The following is a 23,392-nucleotide window of genomic DNA, read 5'->3' as shown; positions in this document are numbered from 1 at the left end:
GATCGGACGCGGCTGTTCAAATCGGCGAGGGATCGCCGGGCGAGTCGCGGGGCCGTCGGCCGCCGCGACTGGCCAGCGCCCCGGCCCCTCCCCGACTCAGCCCCGCTTCTTGCGAGGCCGCACCAGCAGGGCGGCCGCGACGCCGACGGCGACGAGGGATCCGACCATCACCGCGAGGCGGGCCGTATCGGCGTCGGCCTCGTCGGCGAAGCTGAGCTCGGCTACGAGCAGCGCCACCGTGAAACCCACGCCCGCGAGCGCGGCGACGCCGATCAGTTCGCGCCAGCGCACGGCCGGGTCGAGCTCGGCGCGGGTGAACTTCGTCACGAGCCAGGTGGTGAGGGTGATGCCGATGGGCTTGCCGAGCACGAGGCCGAACATGATGCCGAGCGCGATCGGGCTGAGCGGGAAGCTCGACTCGCCGCCGATCGCCACGCCTGCCGCGAAGAAGGCGAAGACGGGCACCGCGATGCCGGTCGAGAGCGGCCGGAAACGGTGCTCGAGCGTTTCCGCGAGGGCGACGCCCTTGCCGCGCACCGGGACCAGGAAGGCGAGGATCACGCCGGCGATCGTCGCGTGGATGCCCGAGGCGTGGAACAGGGCCCAGGCGATGACGCCGAGCGGCAGCAGCACGAGCCACGGGCCCCACACGGTCTTCGCGAGCTGCTGCGGGAAACGGCGCGCGACGACGGCGTAGGCCGCCATCGGGATCAGCGACAGCAGCAGGGGCAGCAGTTCGACGCCGCCCGTGTAGAACACGGCGATGATGGCGATCGCGATGAGATCGTCGACGACCGCGAGGGTGAGCAGGAACATGCGCAGGGCGGGAGGCACCCCTGGCGCGATGAGGCCGAGCACCGTGACGGCGAAGGCGATATCGGTGGCGGTGGGGATCGCCCAGCCGTGCATCCACGGCCCGCCGGCGTTGAATGCGACGTAGATGAGCGCGGGCACCGCGACGCCTCCGAACGCCGCTGCGACCGGCACGACCGCGGTCGAGAACCTGCTGAGCGCGCCCTCGACGAACTCGCGCTTCAGCTCGAGTCCCGTCATGAAGAAGAAGATGGCGAGGAGGCCGTCGGAGGCCCAGTGACCGACCGACAGATTCAGGTGCAGCGCCTCGGGGCCGAAGCGCAGGTCGCGCAGCGAGAAGTACCACTCGGACGCGGGGGAGTTCGCGGCGATGAAGCCGATGAGGGCCGCCACCATGATGATGACGCCGCCGATGAGCTCGGCGCGCAGCAGGCGGGCGACGCGGGCGCTCTCGCGCTTGTTGACGAGGGACAGCACGCGGATGGTGCGGGTGCGGGTGCTCGGGGCTCCCGGCTCGTGCATGGGTGAGGGATCGACGGCGTTCATGGGAGTCCCCTTCGACGGGCGCGGCTGATGGCTTCGTCGACCAGACTTCCCGACACACCGCTAGCGAGTATACGCCTCCGGGGCCGTAGCGCGATCCCTCGTCTCTATTTCTTCTCGAGCTTGCGCCGCTCCTCGAACTCGTCGTCCTGCTCCTGCATCGCGACCGTGGCGACGGAGAGTGCGAGGCCCGCGAGCCAGACCCCCCACACGAGCAGTCGACGCCAATCCTTGCGCATGGACTGCGTACGGCGCGCCGTGCTCAGGGCGCCGAGTGCGGAGCCGATCACTCCGGGGTTGGTGACGTACTTGCCGATCGACACGCTTCCTCCTTCGTTCTTGCTCTAGCCGTGCGACCCAGCCTAGTATCCGCCGCTGCGCGCGGGCGAGGGCATAGACTGGACCGCATGGCAGAGATCGACATCAAGCCGCGGAGCCGTGACGTCACCGACGGCATCGAAAAGGCCGCCGCTCGCGGCATGCTCCGCGCGGTCGGCATGGGCGACGAGGATTGGGAGAAGCCCCAGATCGGCATCGCCAGTTCCTGGAACGAGATCACCCCCTGCAATCTGAGCCTCGACAGACTCGCCCAGGGCGCCAAGATGGGCGTTCACGCGGGCGGCGGGTACCCGATGCAGTTCGGCACCATCTCGGTGTCCGACGGCATCTCGATGGGGCACGAGGGCATGCACTTCTCGCTCGTCTCGCGTGAGGTGATCACCGACTCCGTCGAGACCGTGGTGATGGCGGAGCGCCTCGACGGCACCGTGCTCCTCGCGGGCTGCGACAAGTCGCTGCCCGGCATGCTGATGGCCGCGGCCCGCCTCGACCTCGCGTCCGTGTTCCTCTACGCGGGTTCGATCGCGCCCGGCTGGGTGAAGCTCTCCGACGGCACCGAGAAGCAGGTCACGATCATCGACGCCTTCGAAGCGGTGGGCGCCTGCGTCGCCGGGACCCTCAGCGAAGAGGACCTGAAGCGCGTCGAGTGCGCGATCGCCCCGGGCGAGGGCGCATGCGGAGGCATGTACACGGCCAACACGATGGCGTGCGTCGCCGAGGCCCTCGGCATGAGCCTCCCCGGCTCCGCGGCTCCGCCGAGCGCCGACCGCCGTCGCGACTACTACGCCCACCGCTCCGGCGAGGCAGTCGTCGAACTGCTCAGGCGGGGGATCACCGCCCGCGACATCCTCACCAAGCAGGCATTCGAGAACGCCATCACCGTCGCCATGGTGCTCGGCGGCTCCACCAACGCGGTGCTGCACCTCCTCGCCATCGCGAGGGAGGCCGACGTCGAACTGACGCTCGAGGACTTCACACGCATCGGCGCCCGCACGCCGCACCTGGCCGACATGAAGCCGTTCGGCCGGTACGTCGCAGAAGACTTCGACCGCGTCGGCGGCATGCCCGTCATCATGAAGGCGCTGCTCGACGCCGGGCTGCTGCACGGCGACGCGCTGACCGTGACCGGCAAGACGGTCGCCGAGAACCTGGCCGACGTCGACACCGCACTCGACGGCAAGGTGATCCGCACGCTCGACGACCCGCTGCACCGCAACGGCGGCCTGACGATCCTGTCGGGATCCCTCGCCCCCGAGGGAGCGGTCGTGAAGACCGCGGGTTTCGACGCCGAGACCTTCGAGGGGCCGGCGCGCGTGTTCGAGCGCGAGCGCGCCGCGATGGACGCCCTCGAGGAGGGGCGCATCGCGAAGGGCGACATCGTCGTGATCCGCTACGAGGGCCCGAAGGGCGGCCCCGGCATGCGGGAGATGCTCGCGATCACCGCGGCCATCAAGGGCGCGGGCCTCGGAAAAGATGTACTACTATTGACGGACGGACGATTCTCGGGCGGCACAACCGGCCTGTGCATCGGCCATATTGCACCCGAGGCGACGGACGGCGGTCCGATCGCCCTGGTGCGCGACGGCGACCTGATTCGGGTCGATATCGCCGCACAGACGCTCGACCTGCTGGTAGAACCCGCTGAGCTTGAGGCCCGACGAGAAAGCTGGGCCCCGCTTCCCCCGCGGTACACGCGCGGTGTCCTCGCCAAGTACGCGAAGCTCGTCCGCTCCGCCTCCGAGGGCGCCGTCACCGGCTGACCTCCGCCTCCGACACGCGCGGGACAGACCCCTGCCCCGCGCATTCACGCGTGAACCGCGATCACCATCGAGCCATAGAAAGCAAGCAATGACCTCGGAATCGAGTGCAATTCCCCCGAAGAACGCCCCGCAAGGCGAGCGCATGACGGGTGCCCAGGCCGTCGTCCGCAGCCTCGAGGCGCTCGGCGTCACCGACGTGTTCGGTCTGCCGGGCGGAGCGGTGCTGCCGCTCTACGACACCCTCATGGGCGACGAGCATCTGCGTCACATCCTCGTCAGGCACGAGCAGGGCGGCGGCCACGCCGCAGAGGGCTACGCCGCCGCGAGCGGCAAGGTCGGCGTCTGCATCGCCACCTCGGGCCCCGGCGCGACGAACCTCGTCACCGCGATCGCCGACGCCTACATGGATTCGGTGCCGCTGCTCGCGATCACCGGCCAGGTGTTCTCGCACCTGATGGGCAGCGACGCGTTCCAGGAGGCCGACATCGTCGGCGTCACCATGCCGATCACCAAGCACTCCTTCCTCGTGAAGCGCCCCGAGGACGTGCCCGGCGCCATCGCTGCGGCCTACCACCTCGCATCGACCGGCCGTCCCGGTCCGGTGCTCGTCGACATCACGAAGGACGCGCAGGAGGGCCTCGTCGACTTCGTGTGGGATCCCCGCGTCGAGCTCGCGGGCTACCGTCCCATCACCAAGGCGAACAGCAAGCAGATCCAGGCCGCGGCCGAGCTGATCGCCGAATCCGAGCGGCCGGTGTTCTACGTCGGCGGCGGAGTCGGCCGCGCCGGCGCCTCCGAGGAACTGCTGCAGCTCGCCGAGCTCGTGGGCGCCCCGGTCGTGACGACCCTCATGGCGCGCGGCGTGTTCCCCGACTCGCACCCGCAGCACCTCGGCATGCCCGGTATGCACGGCACCGTGCCCGCGGTGCTCGCGCTGCAGGAGTCCGACCTGCTCATCACCCTCGGTGCCCGCTTCGACGACCGCGTGACCGGCAAGGCCGCACTCTTCGCGCCCGACGCCAAGGTGATTCACGCCGACATCGACCCCGCCGAGATCGGCAAGATCCGCTCGGCCGACGTGCCCATCGTAGGCGACGCGGCCGAGGTGATCGCAGACCTGATCGCCGCCGTCTCGACGGCGAAGCTCAGTCGAGAGTTCGCCGACCTCGGCGACTGGTGGGCCCGCCTCCGCGAGTTGCAGCGCAAGTACCCGCTCGGCTACCAGCCGACGAGCGACGGCCTGCTCTCCCCGCAGCACGTGATCCAGCGCATCGGCGAGCTCAGCGGGCCCGAGGCCGTGTACGCCGCCGGTGTCGGCCAGCACCAGATGTGGGCCGCCCAGTTCATCAACTACGAGCGCCCGAACGCCTGGCTCAACTCCGGCGGCGCGGGCACGATGGGCTACTCGGTTCCCGCCGCCATGGGCGCGAAGGTCGCCCAGCCCGACCGTGTCGTGTGGGCGATCGACGGCGACGGCTGCTTCCAGATGACGAACCAGGAGCTCGCCACCTGCGTGGTGAACAACATCCCCATCAAGGTCGCGGTCATCAACAACTCGTCGCTCGGCATGGTGCGCCAGTGGCAGACCCTCATCTACGAGGGCCGCTACTCGAACACCGAGCTCAACACGGGCCACGGCTCGCAGCGCGTGCCCGACTTCGTGAAGCTCGGTGACGCCTACGGCTGCCTCGCGATCCGCGTCGAGCGGGAGGACCAGGTCGACGACGCGATCAAGCTCGCGCTCGAGACCAACGACCGCCCCGTGGTCATCGACTTCGTCGTGAGCGCCGACGCCATGGTGTGGCCGATGGTGCGCCAGGGCACGTCCAACAGCGATATTCAGTACGCACTCGATCACAGCCCCGAGTGGGAGGGAGAGTAAGCATGAGCCGTCACGTACTCAGCCTCCTCGTAGAGGACAAGCCGGGCCTGCTGACCCGTGTCGCGGGGCTCTTCGCCCGCCGCGGCTTCAACATCGAGTCGCTCGCAGTGGGCCCCACCGAGATGCGCGGCCTCTCGCGCATCACCGTGGTGGTCGACGAGGACGAGGTGCTGCTCGAGCAGGTCACCAAGCAGCTCAACAAGCTCGTCAACGTCATCAAGATCGTCGAGCTCGATAGCGCCAGCTCCGTGCAGCGCGAGCACGTGCTCATCAAGGTGCGCGCCGACAACCAGACCCGTTCCCACGTGCTCGAGGCGGTGTCGCTGTTCCGCGCCCGCGTGGTCGACGTGGTGCCCGACGCCCTCACCATCGAGGTGACGGGCGACACCGGCAAGATCGACGCCTTCCTGAAGGTGCTCGAGCAGTACGGCATCAAGGAGATCGCCCAGTCGGGCCTGATCGCCCTCGGTCGCGGTGCGAAGTCGATCAGCGAGCGGGTCTTCAAGGGATAGGGATCCCTCGCCCACGCACACCAACCCGAACCACGCGCCTCGAGCGCAGCAGCAACCTCACAACAAAGGAGAATCCCAAGTGGCAGAGATGTACTACGACGCCGACGCCGACCTCTCGATCATCCAGGGGAAGAAGGTGGCCGTCGTCGGCTACGGCTCCCAGGGACACGCGCACGCCATGAACCTGCGCGACTCGGGTGTCGAGGTCGTCATCGCCCTCAAGGAGGGTTCGAAGTCGACGCAGAAGGCCCAGGAGGCCGGCTTCGAGGTCAAGAACGTGGCCGACGCGGCCGAGTGGGCCGACCTCATCATGATCCTCGCGCCCGATCAGCACCAGCGCTCGATCTTCGCCGACTCGATCAAGGACAAGCTGACGCCGGGCAAGACCCTCGCCTTCGCGCACGGCTTCAACATCCGATTCGGCTACATCGAGGCACCCGAGGGCGTCGACGTGATCCTCGTCGCCCCCAAGGCCCCCGGTCACACCGTGCGCCGCGAGTTCGAGGCCGGCCGTGGCATCCCCGACATCATCGCCGTCGAGGTCGACGCGTCGGGCACCGCGTGGGAGACCGCGAAGTCGTACGCCAAGGCGATCGGCGGCACCCGCGCCGGCGTCATCAAGACCACCTTCACCGAGGAGACCGAGACCGACCTCTTCGGCGAGCAGGCCGTGCTCTGCGGCGGCATGAGCCACCTCGTGCAGGCCGGCTTCGAGGTGCTCACCGAGGCGGGCTACCAGCCCGAGATCGCCTACTTCGAGGTGCTGCACGAGCTCAAGCTCATCGTCGACCTCATGTGGGAGGGCGGCATCGCCAAGCAGCGCTGGTCGATCTCGGACACCGCCGAGTACGGCGACTACGTGTCGGGCCCGCGCGTCATCACCCCGCAGGTCAAGGAGGCCATGCAGGCCGTGCTGAAGGACATCCAGACCGGTGCCTTCGCCGAGCGCTTCATCGCCGACCAGGATGCGGGCGCCCCCGAGTTCACCTCGCTGCGCGAGAAGGAGGAGTCGCACCCGATCGAGAAGACCGGCCTCGAGCTCCGCAAGCTGTTCGCGTGGCAGCAGCAGGACGAGGACTACGTCGACGGCAGCGCCGCGCGCTGATATCGGCGACTGTCGGTCGGCGTTCGCCGATCGGCTGAGCGAGGAGGGATCCGGGTCCGCCCGGGTCCCTCCTTCGCGTATCCGCTGGCCCCGCGAGCGGAGCGAGGGCCCGCTGGCCCGGCGAGCGGAGCGAGTCGAAACCCGGGCCGAGCGTGCCGAGCCGACGGTTTCGACTCGTCGCAAGCTCCTCGCTCAACCAGCGGGACTCGTCGCGGGCTCCTCGCTCAACCGGCGGGCTGCGTTGTGGGCATGCGATCCCTGTCGAAGGTGATGGTGGAGTAGCCGTGGGGAGCGGGTTCGCCGTCCTCACCGATGTTCACGAAGACGAGGCGTTCGATGCTGAGGATCGTCTTGCGCGTGATCATGTTGCGCACCTGCGCGCGCATCGTGATCGACGTGGTGCCGAAGTGCGTGGCGACGAGGCCCATCTCGAGCAGGTCGCCCTGCCTGGCCGACGCCTCGAAGTTGATCTCCGAGATGAACTTGGTGACGACGCGATGGTTGCCGAGCTGGATGATCGCGTAGATCGCGGCCTCCTCGTCGATCCATCGGAGCAGGCTGCCGCCGAAGAGGGTGCCGTTCGCGTTCAGATCCTCGGGCTTGACCCACTTGCGGGTGTAGAAGTTGATCGAGTCGTTCTGGCGTGCGTTTCCCATACGCCGCAGCTTATCGACTCTCTATTTCGATTCGGTTCCGGCCGCTCGGGAGGCCCGCGTCGTGCGCGCGGTCGCCTGCGCGGTCCAGGGGTTCTCGGGCCAGGGGTGCTTCGGGTAGCGCCCGCGCATCTCCTTGCGCACCTCGCGGTAGGGGCCGTTCCAGAACGAGGACAGGTCGGCGGTGACGGCGAGAGGTCTGCGGGCCGGTGAGAGCAGGTGGAAGAGCACCGGCACGCGACCGTCGACGAGCCGCGGCGTGTCGGCGAGGCCGAACGCCTCCTGGAGTTTGACGGCCACTACGGGCAGCGCGTCGTCGTCGCCCGGGCGCGGATAGTCGATGCGGATGTGCGAGCCGGAGGGCACGGCGAGCCGCTCGGGCGCGAGCTCGAGGAGGCGGGTGGCCTCGGGCCAGGGGAGCAGCCTGGCGAGGGCCGCGGCGACGTCGATGCCTCCGAGGGAGGCGTCGGGGCGCATCCGGTCGAGGTCGGGGCCGAGCCAGCGCTCGAGCCCGTCGAGCAGCGCGTCGTCGTCGACGGCGGGCCAGGGATCGCCGAGCTCGCGCCTCAGCAGAGCGAGTCGGGCGCGCAGCCGGATCGCCTCCTCGCGCCAGTCGAGCGCGGCGAGGCCGGTCTCGCGCAGGTGGGCCGCGAGTGCGGGGCCGGTGTCGTCGCGGGTGGGAGACGCGGGGGCGGAAGCGAGAGGGATCGCGCCCAGTCGGCGTTCCTCGCGCACCCGCACGCGGCCATCCACGATGCGCGCGACGCGCTCGTGCGTCGTCAGGGCGTCGCCGAAGCGCAGCGCATCCTCCTCCGGCAGTGGCGCGGCGAGCCGGATGACGGCGCCGGTGCCGTCGGCTGCGCGACCGTCGGCGCGCTGCACCTCGCGCACCGACAACCACTCGACGCCGATCAGGCCGCTGCGCTCCGGCAGGGCGGCACGGGTGCCGCTCGCGAAGAGGTAGCTGCGCGATCCCTCGCCCGTTCGTCTGGCGATCCACTCGGGCCTGGCGAGCGCGAGCACCGCGCCCGACGCGTCGGCGAGACCCGGGCCCTCCGCCTCGGGGTCCGATGCGGTCGGGGGCGGCACCAGGCGGGCGAGCCGTCGCGCTTCTCTCCGCCACCGCTCGGCACCCGGTGCGCGCCCCGAGCGCAGCTCACGCAGCAAGCGCGGGAGGTCGGCGCCCGGTTCGCGGTGGTCGTCCGACACGGCGGCGACGACCTCGGAGACGCTGGTCGGATCCCTCAGCTCCCTGACGCCCTCGAGCAGCGCGCGGGCCTCGCGCACACCGACCGGCATGCGCGCGACCTCGGCTCCGTCGGAGGTGACGCGCCCCGCGGCGTCGGTGAGCCCGAGCGTGTGCAGCACGGCCTGCGCCCGCGCCATCGCCTGCGGCGGGGGAGGGGTCGGCAACGCGAGCCCCTCGCCGCCCGGCGTGCCCCACGCGGCGAGCAGCAGCGCTGTGTCGACCAGGTCGGCCGAGGCGATCTCCGGGGCGGCCGCGGCGGGCATGCGCGCGAAGTCGGTCTCGGAGTAGACGCGCACCGCGCGGCCCGGCCCCTGTCGGGCCGCACGGCCGGCGCGCTGCTCCGCGCTCGCCCGCGATGCGCTCACGGTGACGAGCCCCGTCATGTCGCGCGCGCGGTCGCGCCGCACCTCGCGCGCGAGGCCCGAGTCGATCACCAGCCGCACGCCGGGCACCGTGAGCGAGCTCTCCGCGAGCGACGTGCTCACGACGATGCGCGGCGGATCACCGGGCGCGCGGCCCCGCACCGCACGGTCCTGCTCGCGGGCCGGGATGCGTCCGTGGAGGGGGAGCACTTCGACTCGCTGACGCTCGCTCAGGATAGGCACTTCGACGCGTCGGTGCTCGCCGTCGGTGCAGGCGGCCTCCCGCGCCGTCTCGGTTCGGAGCAGTCGGACCACCTCATCGACTTCGCGGGCGCCCGGCACGAAGACGAGCGCGTCGCAGGCGTCCGGGTCGTGCGCCGCCGCCGCGGCCTGCTCCTTCGCGGCGGTCGCCGCGAGGTGGGCGAGGTAGTCGCGCGAGACCCCGCGCTCCGTGAGCCGCGCCCCGTCGAACGGGCGGTAGTCGACCCGCAGCGGGTGCAGCGGCGACGGGACGTCGACCACGGGGGCAGGGGAGGATCCCTCGCCCAGGATCTCGGCGATGCGCTCGGCATCGAGCGTCGCAGACATCGCGACCACCAGCAGGTCGTCGCGCAGCGCACGCACCTCGGCGACCATGCCGAGCAGCAGATCGCCCTCGACAGAGCGCTCGTGCACCTCGTCGAGGATCACTGCGCCGACGCCGTCGAGGCCGGGATCGGCGATGAGCCGGCGCAGCAGCACGCCGGGGGTGAGCGCCTCGATGCGGGTGCCCGGCCCGACCTTCCGCTCTCCGCGCACCGTGAAGCCGACGATGTCGCCCACCGCACCGCCGTCGAGGCTCGCGATGCGCGAGGCCGCTGCGCGCACCGCGACGCGACGCGGCTGGGTGAGCAGCGTCGTGCCGCCGCCCCGTGCCGCGACGAGGTTCGCGACGAGCGGCGGCACGAACGTCGTCTTGCCCGTGCCCGGCGGGGCGGTGACGACCGCGGCGCCGGTCGTCGCCGCGCGCTCGAGCTCGGCACGGGTAGCCGCAACCGGCAGGCCGGCGCCGATCGCGTCTAGGTCGAAGCGGTGCGAGGTCACCAGTTCATCCTAGGAGCGCGGCCCGCCCCCGAGTCGCGCCCGAACCCGCATCCCTCGCCGTCAGCACGGAGGACGGTTCAGCGCATCCCCGGATCCTGCGAGGCGTCGGCGTACATGCCGGGGCAACCGGAGGTCTCGGCCCCGGGCCGCAGCTCGAAGTGCCAGGCCTCGTTCGCGTAGATCTGGCACAGGCCGTATGAGGCCCCGCGCTCGGAGAGCCAGGCGGCGGCCTCTGCCGGGCCGATGTCGACGGCGTCGCCGGAGACGTGCGCCGATGCGCTCGGCTCCGCGACCCAGCGGGCGGCCTCCTCGGCCGAGCCGTACTGTCCGATCGCGTCCTGCAGCAGCCGCTCCTGGTAGGCCGTGGAGCGCCAACCGCTCGTCACCCCGAGCGCGACGCCCTCCGCCGACGCATCGGCCGAGGCCGCCCGCAGCGCCGCGAGCAGCTCGGGCCGCAGCCCCGTGATGCCCGGCAGTTCGGTGTCGACCGTCGAGCCGTCGGGCAGCGTGCCGTCGGCGGGTCCGGGCTCGGTGCTCGCGTCCGGAGCGGCTGCAGCGGCCGGTGCGGCCGGTGCCCCCGTCTCCGCGGTGCGCGCCGCGTCGTGCCGGGCGCCCTCGGGGGCCGCGGTCGCGGGCGAGGGATCCGCGGCGGCGAGCACGGCGAACGCCGCGAGCGCGACGGCTCCGGCCAGGCCGATCGCCGCGACGATGAGGGCCGTCGTCGCCCGGGGAGGAACGGGGATCATGTCGGTCATGGGTCCAGTGAAGCGCGGGCCCGGTTGCGGCGCCGTATGCGATTCTCGATACGCGCACCATATGCCGCGCTCCGTAGCATGGATCGCATGCGCGTGCTGATCGTCGAGGACGAACCCTATCTGGCGGAGGCGATCCGCGACGGCCTGAGGCTCGAGGCGATCGCCGCGGATATCGCCGGCGACGGGGATACGGCTCTCGAACTGCTCAGCGTCAACGACTACGACATCGCCGTGCTCGATCGCGACGTTCCCGGTCCCTCCGGCGATGAGATCGCGAAGAGCATCGTCGCCTCGGGGAGCGGCATGCCGATCCTGATGCTGACTGCGGCGGATCGGCTCGACGACAAGGCCTCGGGCTTCGAGCTCGGCGCCGACGACTACCTCACCAAGCCGTTCGAGCTGCGGGAGCTCGTGCTGCGGCTCCGGGCGCTCGACCGCAGGCGCGCTCGCAGTCGCCCGCCGGTTCGCGAGATCGCGGGCCTGCGCGTGGATCCCTTCCGCCGCGAGGTCTATCGCGACGGCCGTTATGTCGCGCTCACCCGCAAGCAGTTCGCGGTGCTCGAGGTGCTCGTCGCCGCAGACGGCGGGGTGATCAGCGCCGAGGAACTGCTCGAGAAGGCGTGGGACGAGAACGCCGACCCGTTCACCAACGCCGTGCGCATCACGGTCTCGGCGCTGCGCAAGCGTCTCGGCGAGCCGTGGGTGATCGCGACCGTGCCCGGCGTCGGCTACCGCATCGACACGGGCGAGGGCGAGGGATCCCTGGCGGGTGCTGATGCGGGATCCGGGGTCGGTTCGGGCGAGGGATCCGGTTCGGGCGCACGCGAGGGCGCCGACCGTGGATAGGCGGCCCGGTCTGAGCGTGCGCCTCAAGCTCACCCTCAGCTACGCCGGTTTCCTGCTGCTCGCGGGCACGCTGCTGCTCGCGGTGGTCTGGGTGTTCCTGCTGCGCTACGTGCCGCCGAACGCGACCCACAGCGCCGAAGGCTTCTTCCCCGGCCGTTTCGACCTGATCCGGGCTTTCGTGCCGGCCGCCGCGTGGGCGGTGCTCTTCCTGCTGCTCTTCGGACTGCTCGGCGGTTGGATCCTCGCGGGCCGCATGCTCGCGCCGCTGCGGCGCATCACCGCGGCCACGCGCAAGGCGGAGGCCGGGTCGCTCTCGCACCGGATCGAGCTGGAGGGCGGCCGCGACGAGTTCCGCGAACTGGCCGACGGCTTCGACGCCATGCTCGAGCGGCTCGAGGCTCACGTCGCCGAGCAGCGGCGGTTCGCCGCGAACGCGTCGCACGAGCTTCGCACGCCGCTCGCGGTGACCCAGACCCTGCTCGACGTCGCCCGCAAGGATCCGGGGCGCGACAGCGGCGAGTTGATCGAGCGCCTCGGCGCGGTCAATGCGCGCGCCATCGAGCTCACCGAAGCCCTGCTGCTGCTGAGCCGGGCCGAGCAGCGGTCGTTCGCGAGGCAACCCGTCGACCTCTCGCTCGTCGCGGAGGAGGCCGCTGAGACGCTGCTGCCGCTCGCCGAGAAGCACGGGGTCGACGTCGAGGTCTCCGGCGACATCACGCGGGCGCCCGGCTCGCCGCCGCTCCTGCTGCAGATGACCGCGAACCTGCTCCACAACGCGATCGTCCACAACCTGCCCAGCGGAGGATTCGTGCGCGTGAGCACGGGGTCGGAGGGCGGCGTCGCCGTCGTCGCGGTGGAGAACAGCGGCGAACGGCTCGGCGAGGAACTGCTGTCGACCCTGACCGAGCCCTTCAAACGCGGCACGGACCGGCTGCGCAGCGACCACGCGGGGGTCGGCCTGGGGCTCGCGATCGTGCAGAGCATCGTGCGCGCGCACGACGGGAGGCTGCGTCTCGAAGCCATCTCCGAGGGCGGTCTGCGGGTCTCGGTGGAGCTCCCGGCCGCACACTGAGGCGGATGTCCGGTGACGCTGGTCGCGGTCACATCACCTCCGCGGTCAGCGCTCCTGCGTCGGTGCGACGAGCGGTCCGGTGTCGGGCCGCACGAGGTGCACCGGGGACGCGACGAATGCGCCGACGGCGAGCAGGGCCGCGCACGTGCCGACGGCGCACCAGCGCACAGCGGAGGCGAGAGATCCGCCCCGCCGCCCGCCCCGCTCCGCGCGGGTGCGACGGGCGCGCCATGACAGCACCGAGGCGAGCGCGAAGCCGGTGAGCCCGCCCAGTGCGTTGACGATGACATCGGTGATGTCGAAGCTGCCGATCGCCAGGGCGAACTGCGCGCTTTCGAGGAGCAGGCTCGCCGCCGCGGCCAGAGCGGTCGCACCCCACCACGAGCACGACGGCGCCAGCCACCTCAGGTAGGCGCCGAACGGCAGGAAGAGCATCAGGTTGGCGGCGACCTCGAACGGGTCGCTCGCGGCGTCGGTGCCGGCCGCGACGAACGGGATCAGCTTGACGGGGCGGAGGCCGCCGCGACCGACGTGCGGCGCCTCGAGCTTCCAGAGCACGACCCACACGAGGAGCGCCAGGTAGACCGCGAACAGCACGGCCAGGAGCCTCAGCTGACGCCGGCGCGCTGCCGCGCCGTCGACCGGGTACGGCCGAGAGGAGGACTGCCTGGACGGCCGGCCCTGCACGGCGGCTGGTTCTACGGGGAGCGTTTCGTGGTGCATGCCCCCAGCTCAGCGCACGCCGTGTTGCGGCGGCGTCTGATGATTCCGATACGCCCGCGAAACACGGTGACTGCCGGCTGCGAGGCGGCTGCGCGCAGTGCGCGGCCACCGGCTTCGGTCAGGCTCAGCGCAGGCGCCACTCGGCTGCCGCGTACTGCTGCGCGTGGAACTCGGCGAAGCGACCGCCGGCTGCGAGCAGCTCGTCGTAGCCGCCCTGCTCGACGACACGGCCGTCATCGACGAACACCACCCGGTCGGCCGTCCGGATGCTCGACAGCCGATGGGCCACGACCACCCGTGTGCGAGGGAACGGGTCGCCTCCGAGCGCCGCGGCGACCGCGGCCTCGTTCTCCGTGTCGAGCGCGCTCGTGGCCTCGTCCACGAGCAGCACCGGCGCCGGCTTGAGCAGGGCCCGCGCGATCGACACGCGCTGCCGTTCGCCTCCGGAGAGCGAGGAGCCGCCCTCGCCGACCGGGCAGTCCCAGCCGCCCGGCAGGCCGTCGACGATGGAGTCGACCCGCGCGAGACCGGCGGCGGTCTCCACCCGCGACTCGTCGGCCCCCGGATCGCCGACCAGCAGGTTCTCGCGCAGGCTCGTGTCGAAGAGATAGGGGTGCTGGAACACGAAGGTGGAGAGCGCCCGGCGCGAGTCCTCGTCGAGGGTGGCCGCGTCCACTCCGTCGACGAGCACGGTCCCTGCGGTCGGCAGATGCAGCCCGGCCAGCAGGGCGAGGATCGTGCTCTTGCCCGATCCCGATGGCCCGACGATGGCCGTCGTGGTGCCCGGCTCGAAGACGAGGTCGAGGTCGTCGAGCACGGGCGCCGATCCCTCGCCGTAGGCGAAGGCGGCGCCGCGGAGCTCCAGCCGCGGCGGGGCGGCTGGGGCGAGAGCGACGTCGCCGGAGCCGACGACGGGCGCCTCGAGCACGGTGCGGACGCGGCGCAGCGAGGTGAGCGTGCCCTCCGTTGCGGCGGCGAGGCCGGAGAGCGCGGTGAACGGCTCGAGGTAGCGCGCGATCACGACGATGAGCGCGACCGCCTCGGGAGCGCCGATGCCGCCGCTCGTCGCGAGCCACACGGTGGTGCCCGCGAGCAGCAGCAGCGCGAGCTGGCTCGCCAGACTGAACACCAGCTGGCCGGGCACCTGCATCGTGAGCAGCCGCATGGTCGCGCCGTGCTGAGCCTCGAGCGCGGCGCCGACGTGGCTGTGCTCGACCTCCACGCGTCGGGCGGCGCGCAGCGCCTGCTGCGTGCGGGCGAACTCGATGACCCGCTCGGTCAGTGCGCTGTTGGCCTCGCTCGCCGCCCGATCGGCAGCGCGGCTCAGGCGCGCGGCGAGCCAGTACGCGCCGAGCAGCACGGGCACCCCGGCCAGCGCGGCGAGCCCGAGCGGCAATGAGATCGGCATGAGCGCGATCGCGATCCCGACGGGCAGCAGCGTCGCCGAGAGCAGCGGCGTCGCCAGGTAGACGAACAGACCGACCAGCTCGGGCCCGATCGAAGCCACCGCCTGCCGAGCGACGGGGGTGCGCTCGGCGTCGAACCACGTGAGGCCGATGCGGTTCAACCGTTCAGCGATGCCCTGCTGGCCGTGGTCGAGCAGGCCGAATCCGAGATCGAAGGCGATCCTCGTGATCAGCCAGTCGATCAGCCAGCCGGCCGAGATGGCGAGCGCGAGCCATCCGACCCAGGGCCAGGCCTCGGCAGGCGCCGCGCCGAAGAGTGCCGAGACCAGCGGCAGGAGCAGCACGGCGCTCGCCGCCCGCAGGGCGACGCTCACGACGGTGAGGGCGAGGTGCGCGAGGATGCGGCCGGTGCTGCCGGCCGGCATGAGCGAGAGGACGGCGCGGATCATCGGATGGTCTCCGTTTCTGCGGTGGGGCGGGCGTGCTGCCCGGCTTCCCAGAGCTGCCGGTATCTGCCGCCGCGCGCGAGCAGCTCGTCGTGGCGGCCGCTCTCGGCGATGCGGCCCCCGTCGAGCACGACGATGCGGTCGACGCCGGCAATCGTGTGCAGTCGGTGCGCGATCACGAGCACGGTGCGATCGGCGGTGAGCCTGCCCAGCGCCTGCTGCACGAGGAATTCCGACTCGGGATCGGCGAACGCCGTGGCCTCGTCGAGCACGAGCACCGGGGTGTCTGCGAGGATGGCGCGGGCGATCGTGAGCCGCTGCCGCTCGCCGCCCGAGAGCGCGGCGTCAGGGCCGAGCGGGGTGTCGTAGCCCTGCGGCAGACGCAGGATGCGCTCGTGGATGTTCGCGGCGCGGGCGGCGCGCTCGACGAGCTCCATGCCGGCGCCGGGGTCGGCGAGCGCGATGTTCTCGCGCACCGTGCCCTGCACGAGCTGCGTCTCCTGGAAGACGAAGCCGACCCTCGAGTAGAGCTCGTCAGCGGTGAGGGCGCGGATGTCGGTGCCGTCGACACTGATCGATCCCTCGCCGACGTCGTGGAAGCGGGCGAGCAGCGCCGCGAGCGTCGACTTGCCCGCACCGGACGGGCCGACGAGCGCCGTCACGGTGCCAGGCTCGAGCGCCAGCGATACGTCCTGGAGCACCGGAGATCCCCGGCGATAGGCGAAGCCGACACCCTCGAACCGCACGGCGCCGCGGGCGCCTGACCCGGATCCCTCGCCCGCGGGCCTCTCTTCCGCGCCGGAACGGGCCGCCGCGAGCTCCGGCTCCTCGAGCACCACTTGCACCCGCTTCGCCGCGAGCAGGCCGTCGCGGAGGCCCGACAGGCCGTAGCCGATACCGAGCAGGCGCGAGCCGAACGTCGTGCCGAGCAGGAGGAACGGCAGCAGGTCGAGCGGATCCATCGAGCCGCCCGCGACCCACAGCGTGCCGAACACGCAGATGAGCAGCAGGAACGTGGTCGGACGCGTCACGAGATCCATGAGGGTCTTGAGGCCGGTGAACGGCCGCTGCCAGGCGTTCAGGAACGCAACGTATTCGCCGAGGCGCGCGCGGAACGTCGACGCCGCCGCCCCGCCGAACACGCGCACCACCGGCTGCCCGTCGAGGTAGGCGCCGGCCTCGGTGTTCATGCGCTCGGCCCACTTCAGCGCACGCGGGGTGTCGTCGTAGGAACGCAGGATCATCAGGTACATCGTGAAGGCGTACACGAGCACCGGCACGAACATGAGCAGGGCGAGGCGCCAGTCGACTGCGAAGAGGTACACCAGCACGGCGACCGGGGCGACCACTGCGGCGACCGCGTCGCTCACCGCGTGCGTCACGAGGTAGTGCAGCGCGAGGGTGTCGTCCTGCACCACGCGCTTCACCTGGGCCGAGCCGCGCGCCGCGAACCAGCCGAGCGGCAGCCGGGCGAGCTTGTCGAGCAGGCGCGCCCGCAGGTCCCGCTCGAAGCGCGCGTCGACGGCGTGCAGCCACAGCAGCAGCGCGGCGCCCAGCAGCGCTCCGAGGCCGACGAGCACGAGCGCCCAGACGCCGATCGCCCACAGCCCGGCGCCGTCCGACCCGCCGGAGAGCAGCCTCCGCGACAGCTCGATCAGCAGGAAGAACGGCGCGAGCTCGATCAGCGTGACCACGGCCTGCAGCACGCCGGCCGCGATGAACACGGGCTTCAGCGGAGCGAGCAGGCGCGATCCTGCGGCCGCTCGCCACTCGCCCCTCGGCGGCTGCTGAGTCGTTCCGGCAGGCGCCTGCGCCGCTGCGGGGGCGTCGGTCGTCGGCGTCTCGGCCGGGGGAGCCCCGATCGCGGTCGAGAGATCCGCCCCCGCCTCGGCGGGCTCCTCGGCCGGCGAGGGATCGGGCCCTGGGGGCCCGGCCGCCTCCGCGCTCTGCGGCTCGGTGTCCTTGCCGCGGAGCTTGCCCATTGCGCGCCCTTCGATCCAGTAGGCCTGCGCGTGGATCTCGCTGCGCGGGAAGCCGAACTCGTCGCGCAGCCGGGATCGGAGCTGCTTGAGGGAGGCGCTCTCGGGTGTCGCCCAGACGTACCAGTCCGACCAGTCGCGCGTCTCGATCGCCTGGGCGAGCGAATCCGGGCCCGTGCGCGGCGTCCAGTGGGTGCGCAGCAGCGGGTGCTCGGGGATGGGAATGAGACGGTCGTCGTCGTGGTGCTGCTCGAGGTAGAGCTCGACCGGCACGTCGGCGGGCAGAGCGGCGATGATGCCGGCGAGGCCCGGAATGGCCGCCGCATCGCCCACGAGCAGATAGCCGGCAGGCCGCTCCTCCGGCAGCTCGAACTTCGAGGAGCCGAGCGTGTTCATCGAGAGCTCGTCGCCCGGCTCGCAGCGCTGCGCCCACGCGGAGGCGGGACCGGCCGGCTCGTGCAGCACGAAGTCGATCGCCAGGTCACCCGTCTCGGCGTCGCCCGAGCTGATGGTGTAGCCGCGCTGATGCTCGGTGTCGCGCCCGGTGTGGTCGGGGAACCAGCCGCGCAGCCATGCCGTCGGCACCAGCTCGGCGTCCTCGAAGATCGTGTCGGAGTGCAGGTGCACCCGGAGGAAGCTCGGGGTGAGGAACTCCTTGGAGACGACCGTCACCGTGTGATCCCGCACCTGCATGGTGCGCATCATGGCCCCCTGAAAGCCGCGCTTCGCCATCGCGCACCCCTCCGCTCTCGATCCGTGAGCGCGTGCGCGCTCACCAGATCAGGATACCCTCACCTTCATCATATGAAGTGGGGTTTGCGGGATACGCGAAGATCCCGGCGTGCGGGTGGCCGGTCTATTCCGAGTCGCCTGCCGCCGGAGAAGGGTCCGTTTCGCCGGTGTCGCGGATGACATCGCTCGCCGGTGCCTCGCCCGAGAGCACGGCCTCGACCTCGTCGACCTGCGCCTGCGTGTACCCGCAGTAGTTCACGGCCTCGCTCTGCCAGCGCTTGGTGAGGCGATCCTTGCCCGACTCGTGGGCCGCGGCGACGGTGCCCTCGTAGATCTGCCCGTCCTGGGACTCCTTGTTCACGTCGGGCACGGCCTCGCAGACGTGGAACACCGAGCCGCCCTTCACCCAGAACACGCGGTCCTCGCCGGTGAGCTGCTGCACGATGTTGGTCTCCTCGGCGTACTGCTCCTGCGAGGGGGACTGGTAGGAGATGCCGAAGGCGGTGGCGATGAGCAGCACCACGATGCCGATGCCGCCGGCGATGGCCTTCTGCTTGCCGTCCATGTTCTTGTTCAGGAAGATCAGGATGATGAGAGGCAGGAAGGCCACGATCGCCACGATCGCTCCGAGCTGGTTCTGCACGAAGAATCGAACCGCGTCGCGCTTGGACGCGGGGTCGAGGCGGTTCGCCTGCTTCCAGCACAGCGAGCCCGCGACCGAGAGGGCGCCGGTCACGACGATGATGCCGATGAGCAGCCAGAGGTTCACCGGCACCTGCTTGAGCACCCAGAAGATGGCGAACAGTTCGAGGCCGATCGCGACGGCCCACGCGGCCCAGGAGATCCAGCGGAGCCGGGTCGCCTTCGCCTTGGCCTCCGGCTCGGGGGTCCAGACAGGCTCATCGGTGCCGGTCCCTTCGGTCGTCGATGCCTTGGCGCTCTCGACGCGCACGACCTTCTTCTTCGGCGTCTCGCTCATCTCTGCTCCTTCGTTCATCGCCTATTCAGCATATTCCGTCGGAGGCATCCGGCCGACCCGCCCACTAGCCCCGGGTCGGTCACGTCGCTACACTGTGAGCCAGAATCTCGGCTACGACGATGGAGTGTGCGATGGGACTGATTCAGGCTGCGGTCGGGGCGATCGGCGGCACGCTCGCCGATCAGTGGAAAGACTTCTACACGGTGCCGAGCGGTCTCGCGCCGACGGCGGCGCTGTTCTCCGCGGTGCCGCAGGGGCAGAACGCGGGGCGCGGGTCGAACACCCGGGGTTCCGACGGCGTGATCACGAACGGCAGCAGGATTCTCGTGCCCGAGGGGTACGGGCTGATCCTGATGCAGGATGGCGCGATCACGGGCTTCGCCGCCGAGGCGGGCGCCTACGAGTGGAACTCCGAGGCGCAGGATTCGCAGTCGATCTTCGCGGGCAACGGCATCGTCAGCCCGCTCATCACGACCTCCTGGGAGCGCTTCAAGTTCGGCGGCCGCCCCGGCGCCCAGCAGCGCGCATACTTCGTCGCGCTGAAGGAGCTGCCGAACAACCGCTTCGGCACGCAGTCGGAGATCTACTGGGACGACGCCTACCTGAACGCGCAGGTGGGCGCGATCACCCGCGGCACGTACACGCTGAAGATCTCCGATCCGATCCTGTTCGTCAAGGCGTTCGTGCCGGCGAAGTATCTCGAGCCCGGACAGGTCTTCGACTTCACGGACATCGACAACGATGCGGCGTCGCAGCTGTTCAACGAGGTCGTCGGGTCGCTCGCCCCGGCGTTCTCGATGTACACGAACGATCCTGCGAAGGGGAACCGGATCACGAAGATCCAGCAGGACTCGGTGGGGTTCGCGCAGAGTCTGTCGGCCGCGGTGGAGCAGAACTATCAGTGGAGCTCGGCCCGGGGCCTCGAGATCGCGGCGACCGCGATCATCGCGATCGAGTACGACGAGAACACGCGCGAGCTGCTGAAGAACGTGCAGCGCGCGGACGCGCTCTCGGGGGCGCGGGGCAACTCGAATCTGCAGGCCTCGGTGGCAGCGGGCTTCGAGGCCGCGGGCGAGAACGCGGGTGCCGGCGGCATCTTCGGGATGGGCATGGCCGCGGGGACCGCCGGTCTGGGCGGGTTGCAGCAGCCGGTTCCCGGCGTGGGTGCGCAGTCGGCGCCGCAGCAGGCCGCACCCGCAACGGCGGCTCCGCCCGCCGCACCGGCCGAAGCCGCTCCCGCGGCCGAGGATCCCGTGGCCAAGCTCACCCAGATGAAGTCGATGCTCGACGCGGGGCTCATCACGGAGGACGACTACAACGCGGCCAAGGCGAAGCTGCTGGGTCTCTGACGCGACGCCGATCCCGATGAACGAGTCGCCCGAGGGAGCGGGGATCGGCGGCGAGGGAGCCCCTCCGCCGCCCCTTCCCCAGCCCGCCGCGCCGCAGGTGCCGGCTTCCGCCGTGCCGCCCATCGAAGTCGGCGCCGCACCGGCAAACGCGGGGACGCAGCCGGCCGGTGCCGATCCCTCGCCCTCCGCCGCGCAACTGCCGGAGGCGCTCGCTCCGCCGCAGCCGGCTACCATCGACACGGAGAACAGACGGCTGGACGACGGCGTGAACCGCTGCCCGCGGTGCGGATCCACCGAGATCCAACTGCGCCCGGCGACGGGGATGCTCATCTGCCTCTTCTGCCGCTACGAGTGGGCCGAGGCGCAGATCGACCCCGTCATCTCCGGCGACGGAGACCTCTCGCAGTTGAGCGGCACGATCATCGCCTCGGGTGCAGCCGATATCGACCCGGCCGTCTCCGGGGTGCTCACGCTGAAGTGCGGGGGTTGCGGAGCGGAGGTCGTGGTCAACACGGCGCAGGCCATGTCGGCGCGCTGCCACTGGTGCAGGCACGTGCTCACCGTCAACGATCAGGTCCCCAACGGGGCCGTGCCCGATGCGGTGCTGCCGTTCGCCCTCACGCACGCGCAGGCCGTGGAGCGCATCAGGGAGTTCGCGGGCAAGCGCCGCATGTTCGCGCACCGGCGCTTCAAGAGCGAGTTCACTCCCGAGAACGTCGTGGGGGTCTACCTGCCCTACATGGTCGTCGACGGCAACGCCTCCGCCGATGTGTGGGGCTACGGCGAGGTGGAGACCCGCCGATACACCCGGGGGAGCGGCGACGACAAGGAGACCTACTACGACGCCGACGTCTATCAGGTGCAGCGGCACGTCGACTTCACCGTCGACGACCTCACCATCGAGTCTTCGGCGGAGCGGGCCGACATGAACGCGTTCGTCAACACCAACAACATCATCAACACGATCCTGCCGTTCGACACCAAGAACGCGGTGCGGTGGAACGCCAGCTACCTCACGGGCTTCACGTCGGAGCGGCGCGACCAGGATGTCTCGGCGATCCAGCCGGTGCTCGAGCACCAACTGCTCTCGATCGGGCGATCGGAGGTCGCCGCCTCGGTGTCCGGCTACGGTCGCGGCGTGCGCTGGGAGCATGAGCGGCTCGAGGTGAAAGGCACCCGCTGGGTATCGATGTATCTGCCGGTGTGGCTCTACTCCTACTACCACGTCGAGCGGGGGCGCGGCATGGTGCACTACATCGCGGTGAACGGGCGCACGGGCGAGACGATGGGCAGCGTGCCGGTCTCCCAGGGGCGCCTGCTGCTCGCGGCGATCACGGCGGGCACCGTGATCGAAGCGCTCGCCATCGGCTTCCTGGTGGTGACGATGTGATCCCGCTGCTGATCGGCCTGGCCGGCCTCGTGCAACCCCACCTCGCGCAGGTGCTCGCCTCCTCGGACTCCGACGGCACCGGTTGGCTGCTGCTCGCGGGCCCGACGGGCGGAGCCGCCATCTACTGGGCGCTGTTCCGCTACTACCGCAACACCGACAAGTCGCACCAGTTCGAGCGCGAGACGCTCATCCAGTCGCAGCCGGTGACGGGCGGCGACGCCAAGGTGGGCGAGGTGCACGGAACGAAACGCACCTCCATCGAGGGGAACAACGTGCGCAAGCATCGCGAGCGGGTGCAGCGGGTGCAGTGACGGGGATCCCTTCCGATATGCCGCCGACGAGCCTCGGGCTCCCCGCTCACTGCGGTCTCGAAGCCTGCGCTCGCTAGTCTGAGGGGATGCGAAAGAAGAGCGGAGACCGCGCACGGGAGGAGTCCCGCGCGAGCGCGCTCGCGAGCGGATGGACGGTGCAGGGCGACGCGGACCCCGAACCCGAGGGCGCGGTGCCGTTGGCGGCCGAGAGCGCACCCGAGAGCGACGCCGCTCCGGTCGCCGACGCCGCGGCCGGGGATGCTCTCGCGAGTGAAGCCGAGGAGCAGCGGGGGCAGCTCTCGAACGCCGCGCTCGTGCTGCTCGGCGTGTTCGGCGGCCTGTATCTGCTCTACGCATGGGTGTGGCTGAGCTGGGCGCAGTTCTACGCGAGCGCGAACGCGGAGGTCGCGTCGGCGAGCGGTTCGCTGGGCGGTGCGCTGCAGCAGCTCGTGTTCTGGGCCGCGCCGCTGGCGCCGATCCTGTGGTTCCTCGCGGCGGTGCTGTTGAATCGCGGAGCGGGCATCCGCCGCCTCGCGCTCTGGATCGTCATCGGCGCGATCGTGCTGCTGCCGTTGCCCGTCTTCGGGGGAGGGGGAGCCTCATGAGCGCTGAGACCACCGGACCCGTCGAAACCGTGACCACGGGATCGGCAGAAGCTGGCGAGAGCCCCGGAGCCGCGCCTCCCTCCGCGCGGCGGCTCACGGCGGGCGTCGTCGTCGCCTGGGTCGTCGGCGTTCTGCTCACGCTGCTGTACGCATACACGGTCGTCGCGGCCGTGGGCAACCTCGTCATGCTGCCCAGGATGGGGGCGGCGATCGGCTATGGGATCACTCCCGTGGGCTGGTGGTGGCTCGGATTCGGGGTCGCGCTGCCCGTCATCGCCTACGCGCTCGCCCTGCTGTTCGGGCGGAGGCGTTCGGCGCCGCTGCGCCTGCTCGTGCTCGCGGTCGGCCTGTGCGCCGTCGCAGCCGTGCAGCTCGAGATCATGCACCTCGTACCTCAGTCGAGCTTCTTCGCATCCTGAGCGAGGCGAGTCGAAATCGTCGACGATTTCGACTCGCCTCGCTCGCTCGACCAGCGGAGGCGCGCGTCGCTCGACCGGC

20 protein-coding genes are annotated in these 23,392 nt (G+C 71.0%); 11 read left to right on the top strand and 9 right to left on the bottom strand.

The features are described from left to right. Positions 1–96 precede the first annotated feature (96 nt). Both nhaA and J4H91_RS01585 read right to left on the bottom strand, forming a co-directional pair. Positions 97–1,359: a Na+/H+ antiporter NhaA gene (gene nhaA / locus J4H91_RS01590; protein ID WP_208044486.1), complete on the bottom strand. Its 1,263-nt coding sequence runs from the start codon at positions 1,357–1,359 to the stop codon at positions 97–99. A 104-nt stretch (positions 1,360–1,463) separates the two neighbouring features. Then, entirely contained in the window at positions 1,464–1,679 is a 216-nt protein-coding gene (locus J4H91_RS01585) for a hypothetical protein (protein WP_208044485.1), read from the bottom strand. 84 nt (positions 1,680–1,763) lie between these two features. On the opposite strand from J4H91_RS01585, the gene ilvD reads away from it, so the two are divergent. From ilvD to ilvC, 4 genes are all read left to right on the top strand, one after another. Continuing rightward, the gene (ilvD, locus tag J4H91_RS01580; protein ID WP_208044484.1) at positions 1,764–3,455 is read left to right on the top strand and encodes a dihydroxy-acid dehydratase; all 1,692 of its coding nucleotides are present in this window, start codon (positions 1,764–1,766) and stop codon (positions 3,453–3,455) included. A gap of 88 nt (positions 3,456–3,543) precedes the next feature. Continuing rightward, entirely contained in the window at positions 3,544–5,337 is a 1,794-nt protein-coding gene (locus J4H91_RS01575) for an acetolactate synthase large subunit (protein WP_208044483.1), read from the top strand. A gap of 2 nt (positions 5,338–5,339) precedes the next feature. Beyond that, positions 5,340–5,849 (top strand): acetolactate synthase small subunit, encoded by a 510-nt coding sequence (ilvN, locus tag J4H91_RS01570; RefSeq protein ID WP_208044482.1) that lies wholly within the window; start codon positions 5,340–5,342, stop codon positions 5,847–5,849. A 79-nt stretch (positions 5,850–5,928) separates the two neighbouring features. Next, entirely contained in the window at positions 5,929–6,954 is a 1,026-nt protein-coding gene (gene ilvC, locus J4H91_RS01565; RefSeq protein ID WP_208044481.1) for a ketol-acid reductoisomerase, read from the top strand. Between the two features lie 224 nt (positions 6,955–7,178). Here ilvC and J4H91_RS01560 read toward each other — a convergent pair whose 3' ends face one another. The 3 genes from J4H91_RS01560 to J4H91_RS01550 form a co-directional block, all read right to left on the bottom strand. Next, on the bottom strand, positions 7,179–7,610 hold the full coding sequence (locus tag J4H91_RS01560; protein ID WP_208044480.1) for an acyl-CoA thioesterase: 432 nt from the start codon (positions 7,608–7,610) through the stop codon (positions 7,179–7,181). 21 nt (positions 7,611–7,631) lie between these two features. Continuing rightward, on the bottom strand, positions 7,632–10,301 hold the full coding sequence (gene hrpB / locus J4H91_RS01555) for an ATP-dependent helicase HrpB (RefSeq protein WP_208044479.1): 2,670 nt from the start codon (positions 10,299–10,301) through the stop codon (positions 7,632–7,634). Positions 10,302–10,378: 77 nt separating this feature from the next. Further along, positions 10,379–11,056 carry a M15 family metallopeptidase gene (locus tag J4H91_RS01550; RefSeq protein ID WP_208044478.1) on the bottom strand — a complete coding sequence of 226 codons (678 nt, stop codon included), beginning with the start codon at positions 11,054–11,056 and terminating at the stop codon, positions 10,379–10,381. A gap of 87 nt (positions 11,057–11,143) precedes the next feature. On the opposite strand from J4H91_RS01550, the gene J4H91_RS01545 reads away from it, so the two are divergent. Further along, positions 11,144–11,902: a response regulator transcription factor gene (locus J4H91_RS01545; RefSeq protein ID WP_243752478.1), complete on the top strand. Its 759-nt coding sequence runs from the start codon at positions 11,144–11,146 to the stop codon at positions 11,900–11,902. Beyond that, positions 11,895–12,974 carry an ATP-binding protein gene (locus J4H91_RS01540; RefSeq protein WP_208044477.1) on the top strand — a complete coding sequence of 360 codons (1,080 nt, stop codon included), beginning with the start codon at positions 11,895–11,897 and terminating at the stop codon, positions 12,972–12,974. Before J4H91_RS01545 ends, J4H91_RS01540 begins: the two co-directional genes overlap by 8 nt. Before the next feature lie 45 nt (positions 12,975–13,019). Here J4H91_RS01540 and J4H91_RS01535 read toward each other — a convergent pair whose 3' ends face one another. From J4H91_RS01535 to J4H91_RS01520, 4 genes are all read right to left on the bottom strand, one after another. Continuing rightward, complete coding sequence (locus tag J4H91_RS01535; protein ID WP_208044476.1) at positions 13,020–13,697, bottom strand: VanZ family protein; 678 nt, start codon at positions 13,695–13,697, stop codon at positions 13,020–13,022. Positions 13,698–13,821: 124 nt separating this feature from the next. Beyond that, a complete protein-coding gene (locus J4H91_RS01530; protein WP_208044475.1) occupies positions 13,822–15,552 on the bottom strand; it encodes an ABC transporter ATP-binding protein in 1,731 nt (576 codons plus the stop codon). Further along, positions 15,549–18,260 carry an ABC transporter ATP-binding protein/permease gene (locus tag J4H91_RS01525; protein WP_208044474.1) on the bottom strand — a complete coding sequence of 904 codons (2,712 nt, stop codon included), beginning with the start codon at positions 18,258–18,260 and terminating at the stop codon, positions 15,549–15,551. The genes J4H91_RS01530 and J4H91_RS01525 overlap by 4 nt, the downstream gene beginning before the upstream one ends. A gap of 124 nt (positions 18,261–18,384) precedes the next feature. Continuing rightward, entirely contained in the window at positions 18,385–19,239 is an 855-nt protein-coding gene (locus J4H91_RS01520; RefSeq protein ID WP_208044473.1) for a hypothetical protein, read from the bottom strand. Positions 19,240–19,370: 131 nt separating this feature from the next. On the opposite strand from J4H91_RS01520, the gene J4H91_RS01515 reads away from it, so the two are divergent. From J4H91_RS01515 to J4H91_RS01495, 5 genes are all read left to right on the top strand, one after another. Continuing rightward, a complete protein-coding gene (locus J4H91_RS01515; RefSeq protein ID WP_208044472.1) occupies positions 19,371–20,588 on the top strand; it encodes an SHOCT domain-containing protein in 1,218 nt (405 codons plus the stop codon). Between the two features lie 16 nt (positions 20,589–20,604). Further along, on the top strand, positions 20,605–21,978 hold the full coding sequence (locus J4H91_RS01510; protein ID WP_208044471.1) for a TFIIB-type zinc ribbon-containing protein: 1,374 nt from the start codon (positions 20,605–20,607) through the stop codon (positions 21,976–21,978). Then, positions 21,975–22,289 (top strand): hypothetical protein, encoded by a 315-nt coding sequence (locus J4H91_RS01505; RefSeq protein WP_208044470.1) that lies wholly within the window; start codon positions 21,975–21,977, stop codon positions 22,287–22,289. The genes J4H91_RS01510 and J4H91_RS01505 overlap by 4 nt, the downstream gene beginning before the upstream one ends. Positions 22,290–22,375: 86 nt before the next feature. Beyond that, on the top strand, positions 22,376–22,894 hold the full coding sequence (locus J4H91_RS01500) for a hypothetical protein (protein WP_208044469.1): 519 nt from the start codon (positions 22,376–22,378) through the stop codon (positions 22,892–22,894). Further along, on the top strand, positions 22,891–23,313 hold the full coding sequence (locus tag J4H91_RS01495) for a hypothetical protein (RefSeq protein ID WP_243752477.1): 423 nt from the start codon (positions 22,891–22,893) through the stop codon (positions 23,311–23,313). Before J4H91_RS01500 ends, J4H91_RS01495 begins: the two co-directional genes overlap by 4 nt. Positions 23,314–23,392: the final 79 nt, after the last annotated feature.

Origin of the sequence: Leucobacter ruminantium, assembly GCF_017565705.1 — a bacterium.
Classification (GTDB): domain Bacteria; phylum Actinomycetota; class Actinomycetes; order Actinomycetales; family Microbacteriaceae; genus Leucobacter; species Leucobacter ruminantium.
This window is presented reverse-complemented; position numbering and strand designations above follow the sequence as displayed.

Coding starts and splice junctions, on each gene's coding strand:
- nhaA (WP_208044486.1), bottom strand. CDS start 1,359: ATGAACGCCGTCGATCCCTCACCCATGCACGAGCCGGGAGCCCCGAGC.
- ilvD (WP_208044484.1), top strand. CDS start 1,764: ATGGCAGAGATCGACATCAAGCCGCGGAGCCGTGACGTCACCGACGGC.
- J4H91_RS01575 (WP_208044483.1), top strand. CDS start 3,544: ATGACCTCGGAATCGAGTGCAATTCCCCCGAAGAACGCCCCGCAAGGC.
- ilvN (WP_208044482.1), top strand. CDS start 5,340: ATGAGCCGTCACGTACTCAGCCTCCTCGTAGAGGACAAGCCGGGCCTG.
- J4H91_RS01560 (WP_208044480.1), bottom strand. CDS start 7,610: ATGGGAAACGCACGCCAGAACGACTCGATCAACTTCTACACCCGCAAG.
- J4H91_RS01550 (WP_208044478.1), bottom strand. CDS start 11,056: ATGACCGACATGATCCCCGTTCCTCCCCGGGCGACGACGGCCCTCATC.
- J4H91_RS01545 (WP_243752478.1), top strand. CDS start 11,144: ATGCGCGTGCTGATCGTCGAGGACGAACCCTATCTGGCGGAGGCGATC.
- J4H91_RS01535 (WP_208044476.1), bottom strand. CDS start 13,697: ATGCACCACGAAACGCTCCCCGTAGAACCAGCCGCCGTGCAGGGCCGG.
- J4H91_RS01530 (WP_208044475.1), bottom strand. CDS start 15,552: ATGATCCGCGCCGTCCTCTCGCTCATGCCGGCCGGCAGCACCGGCCGC.
- J4H91_RS01525 (WP_208044474.1), bottom strand. CDS start 18,260: ATGGCGAAGCGCGGCTTTCAGGGGGCCATGATGCGCACCATGCAGGTG.
- J4H91_RS01520 (WP_208044473.1), bottom strand. CDS start 19,239: ATGAGCGAGACGCCGAAGAAGAAGGTCGTGCGCGTCGAGAGCGCCAAG.
- J4H91_RS01515 (WP_208044472.1), top strand. CDS start 19,371: ATGGGACTGATTCAGGCTGCGGTCGGGGCGATCGGCGGCACGCTCGCC.
- J4H91_RS01510 (WP_208044471.1), top strand. CDS start 20,605: ATGAACGAGTCGCCCGAGGGAGCGGGGATCGGCGGCGAGGGAGCCCCT.
- J4H91_RS01500 (WP_208044469.1), top strand. CDS start 22,376: ATGCGAAAGAAGAGCGGAGACCGCGCACGGGAGGAGTCCCGCGCGAGC.
- J4H91_RS01495 (WP_243752477.1), top strand. CDS start 22,891: ATGAGCGCTGAGACCACCGGACCCGTCGAAACCGTGACCACGGGATCG.